The organism is Nocardia sp. CC213A, assembly GCF_030766805.1.
Taxonomy (GTDB): domain Bacteria; phylum Actinomycetota; class Actinomycetes; order Mycobacteriales; family Mycobacteriaceae; genus Nocardia; species Nocardia otitidiscaviarum.
Genome location: NZ_JASFXA010000024.1, coordinates 84,866 through 104,751 on the forward strand (window position 1 = coordinate 84,866; position 19,886 = coordinate 104,751).

Here is a 19,886-nt window from a genome sequence, read left to right on the forward strand (position 1 = left end):
CCCTGCTCTACCGCGGTGGCTGCCAGGTGCCGTCGCGGCAGAGCAGGATCTGGGTGTCCGGGCCCCTGGCCATCGGTGATGCTTCGGAGTCGCACAGGGTGCCGGGGGTGGCGCGCAGGAGGAGCACCGACGGTCGCCATGCCGGGGGTGCGGTTCCGTCCGACTGGCAGACCAGCCAGAAGCCGGACAGCAGTTCCCTGGGATTGTCCGCCGCCGGGTCGCACGGGGTGTTGTCGGTGCGGATGCGCGTCTCGCCACGGTCCGTCTGCTCCACGTGCGCACCGGGGAAGGGAGTCCACCCGGAGGTGGTCTCGGTCGCGCGGGGCCGGTTGGTCGGGCGGGACGGCTCGGAGATGGCGGCATCGGCGAGTGCGAAGACGGTCAGGATCATCGTGACGGCGATCGCCAGCTTCGCCGTGAGCCACGGGTCGTGGGATGGCGTCGTCGCGGAAGTCGACGCTGCCGCCGGGGCCGGGCGTTGTCGGACAGTGGGTTTCGCACGGATCGGTGGGGGACGGAACCGATCGGCGTATCGGTCCACCGCCCGCAGTGCCGGATAGCGGAAGGCGCTCCCGTCGCCGGTCAGGAAGACCGCCTTCAGCGCGTCGCGCCATTCGACCGCCGTCGGGCGACCCGTGGTCGCGAAGGGGTCGCGGAACGCGCGGTCGAACAGTGATCGCAGCCGCACGGGGAGGTCGTCGGGTATACCGGAGGGCGGGGCCCAGTCGCCGTCGACGAGTTCCGGCGCACCGGGATTGAGCAGCAGCGCGCGATAGACCATGACGGCGAGGGCGAAACGATCGCTGTAGCGGTCGTGCGCGGGGATGCGTCCGGCCACCCATCGCGGATCGCGCCAACCCGCGGTGCCGACGCCGCGCTCCCGGACCTCCGTCGCCGGATGCACACCGTCGCAGTCGATGAGGTAGGCATGCGGAGAGCGCCTGTCCCACACCAGATTCTTCATCGAGATATCGCCGTGGACCAGGCCCAGCTCATCCAGACAGGCGAGGATGTCGCAGGCGCGCAGCAGGACGCCGACCCGCACCGCCGCGCGGGGTGGACGGGCGGCGGCCACGTACAGGAAATCCAGGGTGAGCGGTTTGCCGTGCTCGCCCAGAAACCGCGGCGGAATGAGCGGCAGGATCACCCCGGTGACGGCATCGGATTCGGCGATGATGTCGATGGGCCAGTTCACCGAGGATTCGGCGGTGGCGGCGACGGTCTCGGCGCTTTCGGCGTCGGCCGTGATCCGGGCTCCCCGCGCGGCGATCTCACCCAGCGTGTCGATATCCCGCCGATCGGTGAGCGGCGTGCGGTACCGCTTGAAGACCCTGATGTGGCTCGCCTCGTCGCGGCAGGTGTACAGAATCGACTGCCCGCCGGAGGAATTGAGCGGTTCCGCATCGACCCGGTAGCGTCCGTACCGGCCCGCGACGGAGCTGTCCGGGTCGCTCATGCCGACAGCGGTTCCAGCCACACCACCACCGCGGTGCGATCGTCGTGCGAACCCTGCCGCCGGTACCGCAGCGAGTCCACCATCCACGCCGGACCGCAGGGTCGGGACCAGCGGTGTGCCAACCAGTCTCGGACATCCGGGGAGTCGAAGAGGTCCCCGGCGAGCCCGTCGGTGGCCAGGATCAGCAGCCCGGTGCCCGGCAGCGGCCAGCGCGCCGGTTCGAGCAGCGGACGCGGATCGTCGCAGGGCAGCGTGTGCCGAACGATATTCAGCGGCCCGTCATCGGCATCCGGGTAGACGACCTGATAGCCCTCCGATTCGGACCATGTGAACGCCTCGCAGTCGCCCACCCGCAGCAGCAGCATGTCCCGGCCGCCGCCCGGATGCAGCGGGAGCCAGCACAGCACCATGGTGCTGGCCAGCTCGCGCGCGGTCAGGCCGAGAGTCGTGTCCCGCAACCGTTCGAGCGTGGCGACCGCCTGCCCGATGGCCTCCGTCAGCGCCGCGTGACCGCGCTCGACCACCTCCGCACCGGAGAGCGCGGCAGCCTCCGACACGCACAGCCGGGCCAGGAGTTCCGCGCCGATCTGCGCGGTGTCCGCCTGCTGCCCGAGACCGTCGCACACGGCCAGTACCAGGGCGCTGCCGTCCCGGGCGACGGTGAAGCCGTAGGAATCCTGTGCGGAACCGCCCCGGGCGGTATGTGATTGCCCGGCCAGGCTCACGGCGGCCACCCAGCGCCCGGCGAGCATGCCCGCATCGGCCCGCACCCCCGCCAGCGCGGTCGCGGTGGCGGCGAGGCGGGGTGCGGGCAGCGGTCCGAGGTCACCGATGCGTGGTCCGTGCGAATCCAGTTCGGCGTAGAGGGTGCGGTCCGGGCACACCCGCCCGATCGGCTGTTCAGACAATGTTCTCCGGCAGCCGGGTGAGATTCGGGGACGGCGGGATGATGAGCGCTCCGCCGGAGGGGCTGCCGAACGAACTGGAGGTGGAGCGGATACTGCCGATCACACTGTGCAGAATCTCGCGCACCGCCGCGACCGGATCGGGATCGTCGGCGAAATACGCGTGCCCGGTCGACACCCGGCCGATGGCCTCCCGATCGGCCGCGCCCATCCCGAACGCGACCACCTCCGCCCCGAACTTGTCTGCGCGATCGGTGAGTTCGCGCCAGGCCGGCAGCCAGTCGCGACCATTGTGCTGACCGTCGCTGAGGAAGAACACCACCGGGCGATAGAACCGGGTGCCGCGACCCAATCCGCGAATCCCCTGTTCGATCGCGGTCCGGGCGGTCCGCAGCCCTTCGGCGAAATCGGTCGAATCCCGGGTATCGAGCCGGGGCAGTTCGGTTTCCCAGAGGTTGGCCAGCGGCAGTTCGATGCGCGCGGAGGAGGAAAAGGTCACCAGCGCGATCCGAGCGATCTCACCGGTCGCCGGATCCTCCAGAATGGCCTGCCGCAGCTCGGGCAGGGCCTGGTTGACCGCGTCGATGGGCGCGCCGCGCATGGACGCGGACACGTCCACCACCAGACAGACCGGAAAGACCGGTGGACGTTCGATATTCGAGAACCGCGACGGCTGGTCCACGGTGAAACCCCCTCCTGCACAACATGTACCGGCGAGTCTGCCACAGCCCCGGCCGGTTATCCCGGCATTTCCGGCGGACGGCGATCGCCCGGCTACCCCAGATGGAGCCCGAATCCGCTGCGCCCCGGCACTTCCCGGCCCGCGCGCAGTCGCAGCGAGGGCAGTTCGTAATCGCCGCCGTTCTGCGGACGGTAGGGGATCGGGGTGGTGTCGGCGAGGGTGAGCAGGCGCTGGCGATACTGCTTGGCGGCCACCGCGAAGTCCTCCTCGGTGCAGCGGTCCGCGCCGTAGAGGACGAAGGGCGGGACGACCCGCATACCGGCGTAGTAGAGGATGCCGTGCTGGATGGGGAAGAGCAGATCGTCGATGGGGCCGTTGACGCCACGGTCGGAATAGTGGGTTTCGCGACCGCCGATGGTGACCGACAGCATGGCGCGCTTGCCCGCGAGGGTGCCCTCACCGTACCGATCACCCCATCTGGTCTCGTTGTGCTCGCCGACGCCGTAACCGAATCCGTAGCTGAACACCCGGTCCACCCAGCCCTTGAGGATGGCGGGCATGGAGTACCACCAGAGTGGGAATTGCAGGATCATCGTATCGGCCCAGCGCAGTTTGTCCTGTTCCGCGGTGACGTCGGGGGTGAGGTTGCCGGTGTCGTGGGCGCGGCCGGAGTCGGCGACGACACGCAGCGGCTCGCTGGCGGCCGGGCCGAAGTCGGCGGCGTCCACCAGCGGCTTCCAGTTCATGGCGTAGAGGTCGCTCACCCGTACGTCGTGGCCCGCCTCGGTCAGTGTGGACACCGCGACGTCGGCCAGCGTGCCGTTCAGCGACCGCGGCTCCGGGTGGGCGTGGACGATGAGTGTGTTCATTTCCGCTCCTTCGTGATCGGTCGTCTCCGATCCTGGCGGCGGACGAGCGCGCCGTTCAGGGGCGCTTCTTCCGTCGGACGAGACTTCCTGGTATCGGCAGGGCCACCCTCGATCGCGGTGGGTGTGGTGATACTGGAGCAATGGACGATCTCGCCGACTTCCTGCGCACCCGCCGCTCCCGCGTCGACCCCGCCGCGGTCGGCATCGCCACCGACGCGCGCCGCCGGGTGGCGGGGCTGCGCCGGGAGGAGGTCGCGCATCTGTCCGGTGTCAGCGTCGACTACTACGTGCGCTTGGAGCAGGGCCGCGCCCGGCAGCCCTCGGCGCAGGTGCTCGACGCGCTGGCAGGTGTACTCGGCTTGGAGGAAGTGGAGCGCGAACACCTGCACCGACTCGCCCGCAAACCCCGCCGACCGGCACGCCCCACACCGGCCACCGCGCGCCCCCGTCCGGAACTGCTGCGCATGCTGGATCTGGTCGGCGACACCCCGGCCTTCCTGCTCGACCACCGGTTGGATGTGCTGGCCGGCAACCGTTTGGCCGAACTACTTTTCGGCCGTCCGCTGCGCGAGTTCAATATCGCCCGGCACATCTTCCTCGATGCCGACGGTCTCGCCCTCTACGCCGCCTGGGAGAAGTGCACCCTCGATACCGTCGGTCATCTGCGCCTGGCCGCCGGAAAGTACCCCGACGACCCGGGACTGGCCTCCCTCATCGGCGAGCTCGCCATGGGCAGCGACCGGTTCCGCCGCCTCTGGGCCCGCGCCGACGTCCGCGGCCGCACCCACGGACACAAGCCCTATACCCACCCCCTCGTCGGTCGTCTCGACCTGCACCAGGAGAACTTCGCCCTCCCCGACGACACCGGCGTGGAACTCATCGTCCTCTCCGCCGCGCCGGGCAGCGGGGCCCACGACAAGCTCAGCATCCTGGCCAGTCTCGGCGCGACCGAGCGGGACGAACCACACGCCGCCACAAAGCAATCCGCTAGCGCCACGGACACCGGACGCCGCGGCGTCGTCGACCCGGGCACATCGACGCCGAGCACCCGATAGGTGCGGTTCACCGCGCTGTCGCGCACCCACTCCGGCCCGACCACGGACAGGGGTGGGTACATGCCGCAACCGAACTCCCTATCGCGAGTTCGCGCGCACCGGCCGGTCGGCGCTGGCCTCAGACCTCCGGAAGGGGTCTGCGCAGTTCGGTGACGGCGATGCGGGCCGCCTCCGCGATCGCGGCGTCGACAGCGGGCAGCACCGGGTCGGCGCGCGCCGCCCGGGTGAAAACCGCGACGGCGACCGGGTATTCACCCGGAAACTCCACCACGGCTACCTCATTGCGGATGACGCCGATGGTGCCCGTCTTGCCCGCTACCGACACGCTGCTGTGCGGGAACCCGGCGGCGATGCGGTGCTGCCAGACCTGGGCGCGCATGACGGCGCGGGCGTACTCGGTCCGCTCGCGGGAGAGGATGTCGCCGCGCCAGAGGGCGTGTAGGAACCGCGTCATCTCCTCCGGGGTGGTCGCGCTGGTGTAGGACGGGTCGTAGGCCGACACCGACCAGGCTTCGTCGTTCTGCGCGAGCACCGCGAACGCCTCCGCGGTGCTGTGGGTGTCGGTATCGCGGACCAGGCTGCGGTGCAGGTCGGCGGTGCCGCCGACAATGCGGGTTTGCGTCAGTCCGAACTCGTCGATCAGGTCTTCGACCGCGGCCAGCCCGATCTCACCGAGCAGCACGTCGGCGGCGGCGTTGTCGGAGACCGTCATCATGGAGGCGGCCAGATCGCGCAGGCTCACGGTCACCGGGTCGCGCAGGGCGGCGATACCGGTGGGGCCGGGCGTGCAGTCCGACGGCGTCACCGTGATCCGGGCGGTGGGGTCGATGCGGCCCGCGTCGATTCGGCGACAGAAGGCGACGAACAGCGGGAGCTTGTACACCGAGGCGACGACCACCCGTTCGTGGCCGCCGAGTGAGATCTCGGTGCCGGAATCGTCGCAGCGGCGGGCGTGCAACCAGCCGCTACAGCCCGCATCGGCGAAGACGGCCCGGATGCGCGCCTCGACATCACCGGTGATCGTTTGGCTCCGTGGGGGCTTCGTCATCAGAGCCGCTCCCGGTACAGCACCCGGTCCACGGCGTCGGCGAGGGCGGTGGCCTCCGGCCGGTGGATGACCCGGATCCGCAGCGCCACCGCCTGCGGGGCCAGCCGCAGCCACGCCACTCCCGGCGTGGCCGCCGGGGCGGTGGTGGTGAGTCCGAAGCTGGTCCCGGCGGCGACCGCGGCGAAGACGGCGCGATCGTCCGGTGCGGGCACGGTGGGCGCGTCCAGGCCGCGTTCGCGCAACAGGTCCAACATGGTGTCGAAGGCGGGCGGATTGCCCGAGCGCGGCGGACAGGCGAAGTTCAATCCCGCCAGCATCGGGAAGGTGGGCCGCTCGGCACCGGCGCTGCGATGCTCCGACGGCACCACCAGCCAGCGCGGAAGCTTCACCACCGGCCGCGCCTCCACCCCGTCCACGAGTGCGGGATGCTCGATGACGGCGACGTCGCACAGCCCCGCCCGCACGGCCCCGACGAGGTCGACGGTCGGAGCGACCGTCGTGGACACGGCCGCGTCCGCCACGACCGCGGTGCGCAACGCCCGCACGCCCGCGGTGATCAACGCATCGGGCAGTGCGGAGGTCGCACCCCAGTGCACCGCACCGTGCGCCTGCGCGATGCGCTGCGACTCGGCCAACAGCCGGTCGGCATCGTCGACGAGCAGCCGGGCGCGGGGGAGCAGCTGGAGTCCGGCGGCGGTGAGCACGGCTCCCTGCCGGGTGCGATGCAGGAGATCGACACCCAGATGCTGTTCCAGCCGCCGCAGGCCCTGCGACAGCGGCGGCTGCGTCATCTCCAGCGCGGCCGCCGCCCGGCCGAAATGCCCCTCGTCCGCGACCGAGACGAAGAAGCGGAGGTGGCGGATCAGATCCATGCCGTCATTGAACCAGCGACGCCGCGGCAATCCGCGCGGAGACGGGCTCCCGAGGCGTTCGAACGCGACTTTCCCGCCCCGGTGACCTGCGGCGATATCGAACCCGACTCGCCCGCGCGGGGGGCGGATATTGGCCGGGGGCACCGCGGCGGTGATGTAGTCCGGCGGTGACCTTCTCGACGACACACCGCCGCATTCCACACCACCCCTTCCCCCTCCGCCGATTCGTCGCCGTCGCAGCCGTCGCCGCGCTCTCGATGGTAGGCGCGGCCTGCGGCTCCGATACCGGCTCCGAGGCCGCCGCGTCCACGAGCGCATCGGCCACGATCGCCGGTACCGATTCCTTCGCCGCGATGGAGTCCGAGCGGGCCGCCCGCCTCGGCGTGTACGCGGTCGATACCGGGTCCGGCCGGACCGTGGCCTACCGGGAGGGGGAGCGGTTCCCGATGGCCTCCACCTTCAAGGGGCTGGCCTGCGGGGCGCTGCTGCGCGACCATCCCCTGTCCACGGGGTTCTTCGATCAGGTGATCCACTTCTCGCGCGAAGAGCTCGTCGAGTACTCGCCGATGACCGAGCAGCGCGTGGACACCGGTATGACGGTGGCCGAGCTGTGCGAGGCGACGATCACCCTCTCCGACAACACCGCCGGTAATAAGGTGCTCGAATTGCTGGGCGGCCCAGCCGGTTTCACCGCGTTCCTGCGCTCGATCGGTGACGAGGTGACCCGGCTGGATCGGTGGGAGACCGAGCTCAACTCCGCCGTACCCGGCGACGAGCGCGACACCACCACCCCGGCCGCGCTGGCCGCCGACTACCGCGCGCTGGTGCTGGGCGATGTGCTCGGCGAACCCGAACGCGCGCAACTGAAGTCGTGGCTGATCGCCAACACCACCGGTGACCAGCGCATCCGCGCCGGGGTACCCGCCGACTGGACCGTCGGCGACAAGACCGGCAGCCCGGCCTACGGCGGCGCGCTGGATGTCGCCATCGCCTGGCCGCCGGGGCTCGCCCCGATCGTGATCGCGGTACTGACGGCCAAATCAGAACCGGATGCCGAGCCCGACAATGCGCTGGTGGTCGACGCGACCCGGGCGGCGGTGGCAGGACTGCGCTGACGCGGGGGAGTTCGAACATCCTAGTGTCGGCGCGCCACACGCCGGACACCGGGCGGTCTGATTCAGTCGGCGTCCGACCAGTTATCGTTCGGTAAATGACTGAGCAGACCGGAGCCACCCCATCGGGAACCGAGTCCGCTGATCGCGGAGGAACAACCGAAGCCGAGGGCCCGCCTCATCCCGAGGCGGGCCGCGGGTCGGTCAACCGGCCGGTGTTCTTCACCGCGGCGGGCATTGTTCTCGCGTTCGCGATCTGGGCGCTCGCCTCACCCTCGAGCGCCGAGACCGTGGTCGGTGAGGTCAAGACGTTCATATCCACCTGGTTCGGCTGGTGGTACATCATCCTCGCCACCGTCATCGTCGGCCTGGTCGTCTTCATCGGCGCCAGCAAGTACGGCCGCTACCGGCTGGGACCGGAGGAGTCCCGCCCCGAGTACAGCCTGTTCACGTGGACGGCAATGCTTTTCGCGGCGGGCATCGGCATCGACCTGATGTTCTTCTCGGTCGCCGAACCGGTCTACAACTATCTGCACCCGCCGACCGGGACCGCCGGGACCAACGAGGCGGCCCGCGAGGCCGCCACCTGGACCATCTTCCACTACGGCATCACCGGCTGGGCCATGTACGCGCTCATGGGCGGTGCGCTGGCCTACTTCGCCTTCCGGCACAATCTGCCGCTCACCATCCGGGCGGCGCTGTACCCGATCTTCGGCAAGCGGGTGGAGGGCCGCTGGGGCGACGCCATCGACGTGGCGGCGGTGCTGGGCACCATCTTCGGTATCGCGACCTCGCTGGGCATCGGCATTGTGCAGCTCAACTACGGCCTGCACGAGATGTTCGGCGTCGCGCAGGGTAAGGCGGCGCAGATCGGCCTCATCGCCCTGTCGGTCATCATCGCGACCATTTCGGCGACCTCGGGCGTGGACAAGGGCATCCGGCGGCTGTCGGAGTTCAACGTCATCCTGTCCATCGTGCTGCTGGTCTACATCCTGGTGGCGGGCCGCACGGACTTCCTGCTCAACGGGCTCACCCAGAATGTCGGCGACTACCTGTCGACGTTCCTCGACCGCACCCTCGACACCTTCGCCTGGGACCGCAACCCGGAAACGGCGAACGAGCCGACCGCCTGGATCGACGCCTGGACGCTGTTCTTCTGGGCGTGGTGGGTGGCGTGGGCGCCGTTCGTCGGACTGTTCCTGGCGCGCATCTCGCGCGGACGCACCCTGCGCCAGTTCATCTTCGGCGTCCTGGTCGTACCGTTCAGCTTCATCCTGCTGTGGATCTCGATCTTCGGCAACAGCGCGCTGGAACTCGCCCGCGACGACGAGGACTTCGCGCTGACCACGGCGAGCCGGGCCGAGGCCGGGTTCTACTCGCTGCTCGAGCAGTACCCGGGCGCGCCGCTGCTGCTCGGCATCGCGACCATCACCGGGCTGCTGTTCTACGTGACCAGCGCCGATTCCGGTTCGCTGGTGATGGGCAACTTCACCTCGAAACTGCCCGATCCGATGGCGGACTGCGCCCGCAGCACCCGTATCTTCTGGTCGCTGGCCATCGGCCTGCTCACGCTGTCGATGCTGTTCGCCGGGGCGGGTGGTTCCATCACCACCCTGCAGAACGCCACCATCATCATGGGCTTGCCGTTCTCGTTCGTGCTCGCCCTCATCGGCGTGGCGCTGCTGCGCTCGGTGCGCAACGAATCGCTCAAGCTGGACAGCTACCGAACGACCCTGCCGAAGGCCATCGCGGCCGGACGCGGACCGTCCGAGCACGGCAGCTGGCGTCGCCGCCTGCTGGCCACCATCCAGTACCCGGGGCCGGGGGCCACCCGGAAGTTCGTCGCCAACACCATCGTTCCAGCCATGCGGGAGGTGGCGGCCGAATTCGATCGCGCGGGCGTCACCGCCACGGTCGACGAATCCGGCCGGCACGAGGGGATCTCGTCGCCGCGACTGGTGGTCGACCAGGCCAGCGAACCCGGATTCGAGTACTGCGTGTGGCCGGTGTCCGCGCCGACACCCAGCTACGCGGTGCTCTCGCAGCGCTCCGACGACCGCTACTTCCGCTGCGAGGTGTACCTCGCGGAGGGATCGCAGGGCTACTCGCTCAACGGCTACACCCGCGAGCAGGTCATCGGCGACATTCTCGACCAGTACGAACGCCATCTCGGCTATCTGCATCTGCGCCGCTCGGCGACCGACACCCACGAGCCGACACCGAGCGACGCCGACGTCACCGTCAGCGATCCTGAAGGGACACCCACCGCATGAGTCACACCCTGTACATCAACGGTTCCTGGTGCGCCGCGAAGTCCGGCAAGACCCGCCAGATCCGTTGCCCCGCCGACAATTCCGTGGTCGGCGTGGTCTCCGAGGCGGATGCCGCCGATACCGAGGCGGCCATCGCGGCGGCCCGGCGCGCCTTCGACCGCGGGCCCTGGCGCGACACCTCGGCCGCCGAGCGCGGCGATCTGCTGCTGGCGGTGGCCGCCGCCATCGACGCCCAGCGCGCGGACTTCGTGCGCGCCGAAACCCTCGACACCGGCAAGCGGCCCTACGAGTCGGATATCGACATGTCCGATATCGCGAACTGCTTCCGCTACTTCGGCAAGCTCGCGGCCGAGGACGCGGGCCGGGTGGTGGACGCGGGTTCCCCTGATGTGGACTCCCGCATCGTGTACGAACCGGTCGGTGTGTGCGGGCTCATCACGCCCTGGAACTACCCGCTGCTCCAGGCGGCGTGGAAGATCGCCCCGGCGCTGGCCGCGGGCAATACCTTCGTCCTGAAGCCGTCCGAGCTGACGCCGCACACCGCCATCCTGCTCATGCGGGTGCTGGACGAGCTGCACCTGCCCGCGGGCGTGGCCAATCTGGTCCTCGGTGCGGGCACGACGGCCGGAGCGCCGCTCTCGGCACATCCGGACGTCGACATGGTCTCCTTCACCGGCGGGTTGGCCACCGGCCGGATCATCGCCCGCGAGGCCGCGGCGACGGTCAAGAAGGTGGCGCTCGAGCTGGGCGGCAAGAACCCGAACGTGATCTTCGCCGATGCCTGCGACACCCGCGAGCGCCTGGCCGCGGCCGTCGACAATGCCCTCAACGCCGCCTTCCTGCACTCCGGTCAGGTGTGCTCGGCGGGGGCGCGGCTGGTCATCGAGGAGTCGGCGCACGACCGGTTCGTCGACGAGCTGGTCCGGCGGGCCGAGCAGATCCGGCTCGGCCTCCCGTTCGCCGAGGGCACCGAGACCGGGCCGCTGATCTCGGCCGCGCACCGCGACAAGGTGCACGCCTACGTCGAACAGGCCCGCGCCGAGGGGGCCGTCATCCGCACCGGCGGCGCGTTCGCCACCGGCGACCAGGGCTCGGGCAGTCTCGACGACGGCTGGTTCTATCGGCCGACCGTCATCGACCGGGCCACCCGCGAGATGGCCTGCGTGCACGATGAGGCATTCGGACCGACCGTCACCGTGGAGACCTTCACCACCGAGGACGAGGCGGTCGCCATCGCCAACGACACCGAATACGGGCTGGCCGGGGCGGTGTGGTCGTCCGATACCGCGCGGGCCCGCCGGATCGCGGCGCGGCTGCGGCACGGAACCGTGTGGGTCAACGATTTCGGCCCCTACCTGCCGCAGGCCGAATGGGGTGGCTTCGGCCACTCCGGCGTCGGCCGCGAACTGGGACCGTCCGGCCTGCACGAGTACCGCGAGGCCAAACACGTCTACGAGAACCTCCGGCCGGGCGTCACCGGCTGGTTCGCCGACCGAGGGGAGCGGAAGTGACCGAGTACGACTATGTGATCGTCGGCGGCGGCTCGGCGGGCGCGGCCGTCGCCTCCCGACTGTCGGAGGATCCGGCGGTGACGGTGTGCCTGCTCGAGGCCGGGCCGTCGGATGTGGGCGACGACGCCATCCTGCGGCTGGATCGCTGGATGGAACTGCTGGAATCCGGATACGACTGGGACTATCCCATCGAACCGCAAGAGAACGGCAATTCGTTCATGCGGCACGCCCGCGCCAAGGTGCTGGGCGGCTGCTCCTCGCACAACAGCTGTATCGCGTTCTGGGCTCCGCGCGAGGATCTGGACGCCTGGGAGCGTGAGCACGGCTGCACCGGGTGGGGTTCGGATTCGGTGTACCGGCTGTACCCGCGGATCGAGACCAATGACGCGCCGGGCGACCATCACGGGCGCAGCGGCCCGGTCAACATCATGACGGTGCCGCCGAACGATCCGTGCGGCGTGGCGCTGCTCGACGCCTGCGAGGCCGTCGGCATACCGCGCGCCGAGTTCAATTCCGGTCGCACGGTGGTCAACGGGGCCAACTTCTTCCAGATCAACCGCCGCCCCGACGGGGTGCGGGCGTCCTCCTCGGTGAGCTATCTGCATCCGCACCTGGATCGGCCGAATCTGACCGTCCGGACCGGGGCCTGGGTCAAGCAGGTCGTCATCGAGGGCGGCCGGGCCGTGGGCGTCGACATCACCGACAATGCCTTCGGCCGCACCACCCGCATCACCGCCACCCGCGAGGTGATCCTGTCGGCGGGGGCCATCGACACCCCGAAGCTGCTCATGCTGTCGGGTATCGGACCGGCGGATCACCTGCGCGAGAACGGCATCGACGTGCTGGTGGACTCGCCCGGCGTGGGCGCACATCTGCAGGACCATCCGGAGGGTGTCATCGGCTTCGAGACGACGCGGCCGATGGTCGACCGGTCCACCCAGTGGTGGGAGGCCGGGATCTTCACCACCACCGTCGACGGACTCGACCGTCCCGACCTCATGATGCATTACGGCAGTGTGCCGTTCGACATGCACACGCTGCGGCAGGGCTATCCGACGGCCGAGAACACCTTCTGCCTCACCCCGAATGTCACCCACGCCCGCTCCCGCGGCACCGTCCGGCTGCGCTCGCGCGACTTCCGCGACAAGCCGCGCGTCGACCCCCGCTACTTCACCGACGCCGAGGGCCACGATATGCGCGTCATGATCGCGGGAATCCGCAAGGCGCGCGAGATCGCCTCCACCGCTCCGCTGTCCGAGTGGGTGGCGCGCGAACTGTACCCCGGTCCGGAGACGGAGTCGGACGCGGAGCTGGCCGACTATATCCGCCGCACCCACAACACGGTCTACCACCCGGTGGGCACGGTTCGGATGGGCGCGGTCGACGACGCCATGAGCCCGCTGGATCCGGAACTGCGCGTCAAGGGCGTGGAGGGCCTGCGCGTCGCCGACGCCTCGGTCTTCCCCGCGCACACCACGGTGAATCCGAACATCACCGTCATGCTCGTCGGCGAGCGCTGCGCCGAACTCGTCGCCGGGCGGTAAATCTCACTCGGAGGTGTGGCCCGGAACCGGTCGGTTCCGGGCCACACGCACAGTGTGCGCCGTCGTCCGCGCCGGATACCCGACCGCCGCATCCGCGCGCCACGCCCGGACTGCACGCGGTATCCGCAGGGGATGTTTCACCGCTCGCCCCGGTGTCATCCCATCCGTATATCTGGTGCAGACGGTGAGAGGCGGGGTGACAGTGTTACCGGCTATCTCGAGGGCCGCGGTGGTGGCCGTGGGCTTGGCTTTGGCGATATTCGGGGTCGCGGGCTGCGCGACCGAGGACGACGAGTGCTGCTGGCCGACGGGTGCGGTCGGGAAGCGCTATGCCGAGGTGTCGGGTCCGACGGGTCCGTTGGGCGACTGCACCGGGGACGAGCGGGACCGCGACGGCGGACGGCAGCAGGATTTCGCGCAGGGCGCGATCTACTGGACCCCCGATACCCGTGCGTGGGAGGTGTACGGGCAGATCGGTGATGAGTACGAGAACACCGGCGGTCCGACCTCCGCGCTGGGCTGGCCGGTGAGCGGCGAGCTGCCGACACCGAACGGGGTGGGCCGCTTCAACCGCTTCCAGCAGGGCAACATCTATCACTCCCCGGCGGGCACCTATCCGGTGTACGGCGCGATCTTCGACGCCTACGCGCAGCTGGGCTACGAGAACGGGCGGCTCGGCTTCCCGACCTCCGGCGAGCAGGACAGCGACGAGGGCCGCCGCGGTGAGTTCCAGGGCGGCTGGATCGAGTGGAACAGCGACACCGGCGCGATCACGGTCGGCTGAGCCGGATTCGGCTACTCACGGGACTGTTTCCGAGGTGCGGAATCCGGTGGTGTCTCGTCTTCGCTCGCGGACAACGCCTTCTGTAGCGAACTGAAGACGGTCAGGCCCTGGCCGACCATGCTGTTGACCAGTTCGGAGACGCCGTCGGGGCCGTTGAGCACGGTGAGGTTGGCATTGGCCAGGCCGTGCGAGGCTTGGCGGACGATCTCGGGCAGTTGTTCGATGAGCAACTGGTCGAGGGCGATGCGGTTGTTGGACGCGGCCGCCTCCGCCTGAATACGGGTGCGGTCGGCCTCGGCTTCGGCGAGGATGCGCACCTTCTCCGCTTCGGCCAACGCCGGTTTCACCACCTCGGCCTGCAATTGCTGCTCGCGCAGTTCGGCCTGTTTGCGCGCCTGCTCGGCCTGCGCGGTGAGCACCTCCTGTTTGGCGATGGCCTCCGCCAGCGGACCCGACTGTGCCGCTTCGGCATTGGCCTTGTCGATATCGCGCTGATAGTCCGCGCGCAGCAGCGCGGTCTCACGTTCGTACTCGGCGCGGCGGCGCAGCGACTCCTGTTCGGCGCGCGCCGCCCGCTGCGCGGCCTCGGCCTGCGCGATCTGCGCGTCGCGCTGCACCGCGGCATTGTGCGGCGCGGCCAGCGCGGTGATGTAGCCGAGGCCGCCGTCGTCGATGGACTGGATCTGGAAGGAATCCACCCACAACCCGATATTGCTCATCTCCACCTTCGAGGCGACCAGCACCTCGTCGGCGAGCCGCTGCCGCTCCCGAATGATCTCCTCGACGGTCATCGAGCCGATGATGGAACGCAGATGTCCGGAGAAGATACGCCCGGTGAGTACCGACATCTCCTGGTCGTGCTCGGACAGAAACCGCTGCGCCGCATTGACTATCGACCCGGTGTCATTGGCCACCTTGAAGGCGATCACCGCCCGCACGTCCAGCTGGATGGCCTGTTTGGTGACACACCGCTCCTTGATCTCGGCCTCGAACATGGCCAGCGACAGAAACCGCACCTTCCGGAAGAACGGCATCACCCACGAGCCGCGCCCGATGAAGACTTGGAAGGGAGCATTGTCCTTGGTCCGCCCACCGGTGACGAGCATCGCCTCGTCCGGATTCGGCACGTGATAGCCCAACACGGTTCGATCCACCTCGCATTCACGACATTCGGTCGTCACCCGTGTCGAGCGGAATCCAGGGCACCACATCCACCACCCGCCCCGGATGCACCGCGACGATCAGGACGGTGGTCCCGACATCGAGCGCCTCATCGGCACGGGCGATATACAGTTCGGTTCCCCCTCGTATGGTGACCAGTACCTCTCCGATCCCACCGGCGGCACGGACCGGAGTCACGATTCTACCGGTCAACCCTGGCGCCGGGTCTGTCATCGGGCTGAACTCCTCGCCTGTCGCCACCGCGACATTACCTGCGATGCAATCGAATCCGGCCGGAATGCGGGGTGCGGCTGTCCACCGGTTCAGTTCGCGGTGGCTCCGTGGTAGAAGAACTGGCCCAATCCGACGGTGAAGATCAGGATGCCGTAGAGGGCGTGTTCGACGGAGACCGCCACGAGGGAGCGGGTGCGGCGGAAGCGTTCGGCGAACAGGCATCCGGCGACTCCGCTGAGCAGCACCGAGATCCAGCTACCGAACAGGATGTGCACGAAGCCGAAGGCGGCGGCGCTGGCCGCCACCATGCGCGGTCCGTCGCCGAAGACCGGGGCGTAGCGGTGGAAGAGGAAAGCGCGGTAGAGCAGTTCCTGCGGGTAGACGCTCACCAGCGGGTAGAACACCAGGATCAGCAGCCAGAGCAGCGGATCCTCGCGCGGCAGCTCGAACAGCGCGGCCGGTTGCCACACCGCGACGACGATCGCGAGACCCACCGCGGCGGCCGACCATGCCGCGATCATGGAGCGCGCCTCGTCGGCGAGCGCGCGGATCCGTCCGAAGGACCGCCGGTCGAAACCGGAGCGGCACAGGTACGCGGTGACGGCGAGGGCGACCACGAGCAGGACCGGCAGCGGGCTCACACCGCGCAGCACGACCGCGTACGCACCGGCGACGCCGAAGAACAGCACCACGTATTCGACTGCGAGCCATACCTTCCGAGTACGGATGTCGACGTCGATGGACACCCCTCGAATCTAGCCCGGCCGAGCCGGGTGCGCCCGCCTCCGGAGTGTGGAACACCTCCACCGACGCACCGCGCACGCGCGGATCGACCGCAGGATTGGTGTTTTTCCCGAATTTCGGAGCAGACTTCAGGAATGAACCGTGAAGATCGACCGCAGTCCGGCCTCTTCAGCCACCTCGAGGAACCCGCAAGCACCTCGTCGCCGACCGAGGAGGAGGTGGCCGCGTCCCGCCCCGTATTCAGCAGCGACACCGCACGTGACGAACACCGCAACACCTGATCGCCGGTGCCCCTGACCAGCGGCGTCTCCGGCGATCCGGTCCGCGGTTCGACCATGCGATTAGGTTCGGCCGACGCACTGTGACATGCTGGGGGGCGAGCACGGGTTGTTGATGTGATCACTCGGCTCACAACAGGAAGTTGCAAGAGAAGTATGTCGCAAGGCAGTGTGAAGTGGTTCAACGGCGAAAAGGGCTTCGGCTTCATCGCGCAGGATGAGGGCGGCCCCGACGTGTTCGTCCACTACTCCCAGATTTCCGGCTCCGGCTTCAAGTCCCTCGAAGAGGGTCAGCGAGTGGAGTTCGAGATCGGGCAGGGTCAGAAGGGCCCGCAGGCCCAGAGCGTCCGCGCCATCTGAGAGCGGATCAGCTCCGAAACCCGCGCCATCGGCGCGGGTTTCGTGCTTTCCGGAGCACGTAGCGGTTCGCGAGCGTCGCGCGACGCGCCACGGTCCAAGTCTGGTTCCGGGCGACGGACAGCACAGAACGCGGCGGCCGGTCGGGGGCATCGGGGGGTTCTATCGGCGGATCGGATTGCGTTGGGGTGCTGACGGTTTCGGGGCGGTGGAGGGGAGGCTTGCCGCGCTGGAGCTGTACCACCCCGGAGGCGGGGCGTTCATCGGAGGCCGCGCAATGCGCCCATCAATCCTTGACCTCAGTGCACACGACGACGCCGTGGCCGCACCCGACGAGTACGTGCGGGCCGTGATCGCATGGCATTTCGATCCGGAGACCGGTAGCCCGTACTGGCTGCGCCGGGCTCGGACCTTGGGATTCGACCCGCTCGCGGAGATTCGGACCTTCTCGGACCTGCGGAGATTTCCCAATGTGATCGACGAGTTCCGCGATGTCGCGGTGGAGGACCTCGTACCGCGCGGACTGGTGGGTGCGGACCGAGAGATCGCCGGGGTCTACGAGAGCGGCGGTACCACGGGAGCGCCGAAGCGGTTCGTCATGTTCGAGCCGTGGATGGAATTCGCGCTGAGCTGGGACGAGCACCGCTACGCGGAGTTGGGGCCGATGAACACGCTCGCCGTCGCGCCGACCGGGCCACACATGTTCGGCGAATTCGCGCGGCGGCGCGCGCGCCGACACGACGGGGTGCTGTTCACCATCGATCTGGATCCGCGGTGGATCAAACAGATGATCGCCCGGGGCGACACCGAGAACACCGAACGGTACGCCGAGCATCTGGTCGATCAGGTGGCACGGATACTCACCACGCAGTCGGTCGGCATCCTGATCGCGACGCCGCCGCTGTTGGAGCGGATCGCGCGCCGGGACGAGCTGGTCGAGCGGATCCGCGAGCAGGTGAAATTCATCTGCTGGAGCGGTGCGCACATGGACGCGGACTCGCGAGATATCTTCCGGCAGGAGATCTTTCCCGACATCCCGCTCGCAGGCCTGTACGGGAGCACCACCATTCTCGGCATGTCCAGGGAAAGGGACGAGGAGCGCCCCGACGGACTGGCCGTATTCGACACTCCCAGCCCGTATCTCGCCTTCGAGGTGATCGATCCCGAGACCGGCGACGGCGTCGGATTCGGGGAGCGCGGCCAGGTCGTCATGCACCACCTGACGAAATACGCTCTCCTGCCCAATAATCCGGAACGAGACCTGGCCATGAAGGTGCCGCCGCCACCCGGCGCATCGGGCTGCTCGATCGCCGATGTCGCGCCCATGACCTCGTTCGGCGGCAGTGCCGTGATCGAGGGGGTGTACTGATGGGCGAACCGGTGTACATCGACGCACTCGGACCGCGGGGGCCGTATCGCTCCCGGGAGCGCACACCGCTCACCACCCTGTCCGGCGCACCGATCGGCGAGATCTCGCAGGTGCCCACACTGTACGTGCGCCGCACCCTCACGGCCATGCGGGCGACGCCGCCCCTGCCGGTCGCGGAACGGTTCGACGCACTGGAGCGTGCGGCGGACCTGTTCACCGATGCGGTGATCGGCGGCTTGGACCCCGGGGAGTACGAGCGCCTGGTCTGCGCTGCCTCCGGTGTGCCGCTGGCGGTGGTCCGGCAGTCGGTGCGGTGGGTGGCCGAGGTGCTGCGCGAACAGCGCGCCACCCTCGAATACGCCATGCCGCGGGGCGCGGTCGCCGACTGGCACGATCAGCGCACCCTCGGCGGCTCCGGGGTCTGGACCCGCAAGGGTGATGTGTTCGCGGTGCACGCGGCGGGAAATACGCCCGCCGTGCACGGGTTGTGGCCGGAGGCGGTGGCGCTCGGCTACAAGGTGGCGGTGCGGCCGTCCACCCGGGAGCCGTACACCGCGTTCCGTCTGGTGAGCGCGCTGCGCACGGCGGGCTTCCCACCGGAGTCGGTCACCCTGCTGCCCACCGATTACGCGGCCGCGGACGCGCTGGTCGAGGCGGCGGACTTCGCGATCGTCTACGGCGGCCAGGATGTGGTGGACAAGTACGGCGGCAGCCCCCACGTGCTCACCCAGGGGCCGGGCCGGTCCAAGGTCCTGGTGACCGCCGACGTGGCATGGCGCGACCACCTCGGGACGATCGCCGAATCGGTCAGCCATCTGGGCGGCACCGCCTGCACCTGCGCCACCGCCGTCCTGGTGGAGGGCGATCCGGAGCCGCTGGCGCGGGCGCTGGCCACGGAACTCGCCGCCGTTCCCAGCCTGCCCGCCGACCATCCCGACGCGACCCTGACCGTGCAGTCCACCGCATCGGCGCGGGCGATGGACGACTACCTGCACCGGGTGGCGGGCGATGCCGTGCCGCTGCTCGGCGGTGACACCATCGTGGATGAGATCGCCCCGGGCACGGCGGTCCTGCGCCCCGCCGTCCACCTCGTATCCGACAGTGGCGCACCACAACTCGGCATCGAGTTGGCCTTCCCCTGCGTCTGGGTGGGTCCGTGGTCACCGGCCGACGGCGTCGCGCCGCTGCGCGATTCCCTGGTCCTCACCGCCATGACGCGACGCCGCGACCTCATCGACGCACTCCTGGACGAACCGACCATCACCAACGTCTACCTCGGCGACCATCCCACCACCTGGTTGCGGCCGGGCGTCCCGCACGACGGCTTTCTCGGCGACTTCCTCATGCGCACCAAGGGCGTGATCAGATCCGACCTCATCCCCAACGGGTGACGACCGGGAACCGCGGCCGGGCCAGTAGCCCCGGAGGACAGCCGGCCCGTTCCGGAGGTGGGATCGGTGACGAGGGGAATTCGAAGGCTGTATCGCACTGGGCCTCCGTGATTCGCTACTACTTTCGACACCGTCCCGGCGGCCCGGCACGGGCAGACCGGGAACGCCTCCGCCTGCCACCTCGGTTCCGCTGTGTCGTGAGCGTTCCGCTGTGTCGTGAGCGCGGGGGAGTGACCGGCAC

The 19,886-nt window shown here is 69.2% G+C and carries 19 protein-coding genes; 10 read left to right on the plus strand and 9 right to left on the minus strand.

The genetic code is table 11. The features are described 5' to 3' along the window. Positions 1 to 7: 7 nt before the first annotated feature. The 4 genes from QJS31_RS32395 to QJS31_RS32410 all read right to left on the minus strand — a co-directional run bounded on the left by QJS31_RS32395 (position 8) and on the right by QJS31_RS32410 (position 3,912). A complete protein-coding gene (locus QJS31_RS32395) occupies positions 8 to 1,477 on the minus strand; it encodes a hypothetical protein (RefSeq protein ID WP_282783711.1) in 1,470 nt (489 codons plus the stop codon). After that, positions 1,453 to 2,364 (minus strand): protein phosphatase 2C domain-containing protein, encoded by a 912-nt coding sequence (locus QJS31_RS32400; protein WP_306358514.1) that lies wholly within the window; start codon positions 2,362 to 2,364, stop codon positions 1,453 to 1,455. The genes QJS31_RS32395 and QJS31_RS32400 overlap by 25 nt, the downstream gene beginning before the upstream one ends. Beyond that, positions 2,357 to 3,043 carry a VWA domain-containing protein gene (locus QJS31_RS32405; RefSeq protein WP_282783706.1) on the minus strand — a complete coding sequence of 229 codons (687 nt, stop codon included), beginning with the start codon at positions 3,041 to 3,043 and terminating at the stop codon, positions 2,357 to 2,359. The genes QJS31_RS32400 and QJS31_RS32405 overlap by 8 nt, the downstream gene beginning before the upstream one ends. A gap of 92 nt (positions 3,044 to 3,135) precedes the next feature. Then, positions 3,136 to 3,912, minus strand: coding sequence for an NAD(P)H-dependent oxidoreductase (locus QJS31_RS32410; protein WP_306358515.1), 777 nt, complete (start codon positions 3,910 to 3,912; stop codon positions 3,136 to 3,138). A gap of 140 nt (positions 3,913 to 4,052) precedes the next feature. Between QJS31_RS32410 and QJS31_RS32415 the strand changes: the two genes are divergently transcribed. Continuing rightward, positions 4,053 to 4,967: a helix-turn-helix transcriptional regulator gene (locus QJS31_RS32415; RefSeq protein WP_306358516.1), complete on the plus strand. Its 915-nt coding sequence runs from the start codon at positions 4,053 to 4,055 to the stop codon at positions 4,965 to 4,967. Between the two features lie 118 nt (positions 4,968 to 5,085). On the opposite strand, the gene QJS31_RS32420 is transcribed toward QJS31_RS32415, so the two are convergent. Continuing rightward, the gene (locus QJS31_RS32420) at positions 5,086 to 6,015 is read right to left on the minus strand and encodes a serine hydrolase (RefSeq protein WP_306358517.1); all 930 of its coding nucleotides are present in this window, start codon (positions 6,013 to 6,015) and stop codon (positions 5,086 to 5,088) included. Beyond that, positions 6,015 to 6,887, minus strand: coding sequence for a LysR family transcriptional regulator (locus QJS31_RS32425; protein WP_306358518.1), 873 nt, complete (start codon positions 6,885 to 6,887; stop codon positions 6,015 to 6,017). Before QJS31_RS32425 ends, QJS31_RS32420 begins: the two co-directional genes overlap by 1 nt. Before the next feature lie 257 nt (positions 6,888 to 7,144). On the opposite strand from QJS31_RS32425, the gene bla reads away from it, so the two are divergent. From bla to QJS31_RS32450, 5 genes are all read left to right on the plus strand, one after another. Continuing rightward, the gene (gene bla / locus QJS31_RS32430) at positions 7,145 to 8,002 is read left to right on the plus strand and encodes a class A beta-lactamase (RefSeq protein ID WP_372341748.1); all 858 of its coding nucleotides are present in this window, start codon (positions 7,145 to 7,147) and stop codon (positions 8,000 to 8,002) included. Between the two features lie 95 nt (positions 8,003 to 8,097). After that, positions 8,098 to 10,272, plus strand: a complete 2,175-nt coding sequence (gene betT / locus QJS31_RS32435; protein ID WP_306358520.1) for a choline BCCT transporter BetT — start codon at positions 8,098 to 8,100, stop codon at positions 10,270 to 10,272. After that, entirely contained in the window at positions 10,269 to 11,783 is a 1,515-nt protein-coding gene (locus QJS31_RS32440) for an aldehyde dehydrogenase family protein (protein WP_282784055.1), read from the plus strand. Before betT ends, QJS31_RS32440 begins: the two co-directional genes overlap by 4 nt. Continuing rightward, positions 11,780 to 13,327 carry a GMC family oxidoreductase gene (locus tag QJS31_RS32445; RefSeq protein WP_282784054.1) on the plus strand — a complete coding sequence of 516 codons (1,548 nt, stop codon included), beginning with the start codon at positions 11,780 to 11,782 and terminating at the stop codon, positions 13,325 to 13,327. Before QJS31_RS32440 ends, QJS31_RS32445 begins: the two co-directional genes overlap by 4 nt. Before the next feature lie 238 nt (positions 13,328 to 13,565). Beyond that, the gene (locus QJS31_RS32450) at positions 13,566 to 14,111 is read left to right on the plus strand and encodes an LGFP repeat-containing protein (RefSeq protein ID WP_306358521.1); all 546 of its coding nucleotides are present in this window, start codon (positions 13,566 to 13,568) and stop codon (positions 14,109 to 14,111) included. Between the two features lie 11 nt (positions 14,112 to 14,122). On the opposite strand, the gene QJS31_RS32455 is transcribed toward QJS31_RS32450, so the two are convergent. From QJS31_RS32455 to QJS31_RS32465, 3 genes are all read right to left on the minus strand, one after another. Beyond that, a complete protein-coding gene (locus QJS31_RS32455; protein WP_306358522.1) occupies positions 14,123 to 15,253 on the minus strand; it encodes an SPFH domain-containing protein in 1,131 nt (376 codons plus the stop codon). A gap of 19 nt (positions 15,254 to 15,272) precedes the next feature. Beyond that, positions 15,273 to 15,470: a hypothetical protein gene (locus tag QJS31_RS32460; protein ID WP_306358523.1), complete on the minus strand. Its 198-nt coding sequence runs from the start codon at positions 15,468 to 15,470 to the stop codon at positions 15,273 to 15,275. Positions 15,471 to 15,595: 125 nt separating this feature from the next. Next, positions 15,596 to 16,252, minus strand: coding sequence for a CPBP family intramembrane glutamic endopeptidase (locus tag QJS31_RS32465; protein WP_306358524.1), 657 nt, complete (start codon positions 16,250 to 16,252; stop codon positions 15,596 to 15,598). A gap of 132 nt (positions 16,253 to 16,384) precedes the next feature. Here QJS31_RS32465 and QJS31_RS32470 point away from each other — a divergent pair, with 132 nt between their 5' ends. From QJS31_RS32470 to QJS31_RS32485, 4 genes are all read left to right on the plus strand, one after another. Further along, complete coding sequence (locus QJS31_RS32470; RefSeq protein WP_282784044.1) at positions 16,385 to 16,531, plus strand: hypothetical protein; 147 nt, start codon at positions 16,385 to 16,387, stop codon at positions 16,529 to 16,531. 153 nt (positions 16,532 to 16,684) lie between these two features. Next, complete coding sequence (locus QJS31_RS32475; RefSeq protein ID WP_029927571.1) at positions 16,685 to 16,888, plus strand: cold-shock protein; 204 nt, start codon at positions 16,685 to 16,687, stop codon at positions 16,886 to 16,888. A gap of 274 nt (positions 16,889 to 17,162) precedes the next feature. Then, positions 17,163 to 18,254, plus strand: coding sequence for a phenazine antibiotic biosynthesis protein (locus QJS31_RS32480; protein WP_306358525.1), 1,092 nt, complete (start codon positions 17,163 to 17,165; stop codon positions 18,252 to 18,254). Then, positions 18,254 to 19,645: an aldehyde dehydrogenase family protein gene (locus tag QJS31_RS32485; protein WP_306358526.1), complete on the plus strand. Its 1,392-nt coding sequence runs from the start codon at positions 18,254 to 18,256 to the stop codon at positions 19,643 to 19,645. Before QJS31_RS32480 ends, QJS31_RS32485 begins: the two co-directional genes overlap by 1 nt. Positions 19,646 to 19,886: the final 241 nt, after the last annotated feature.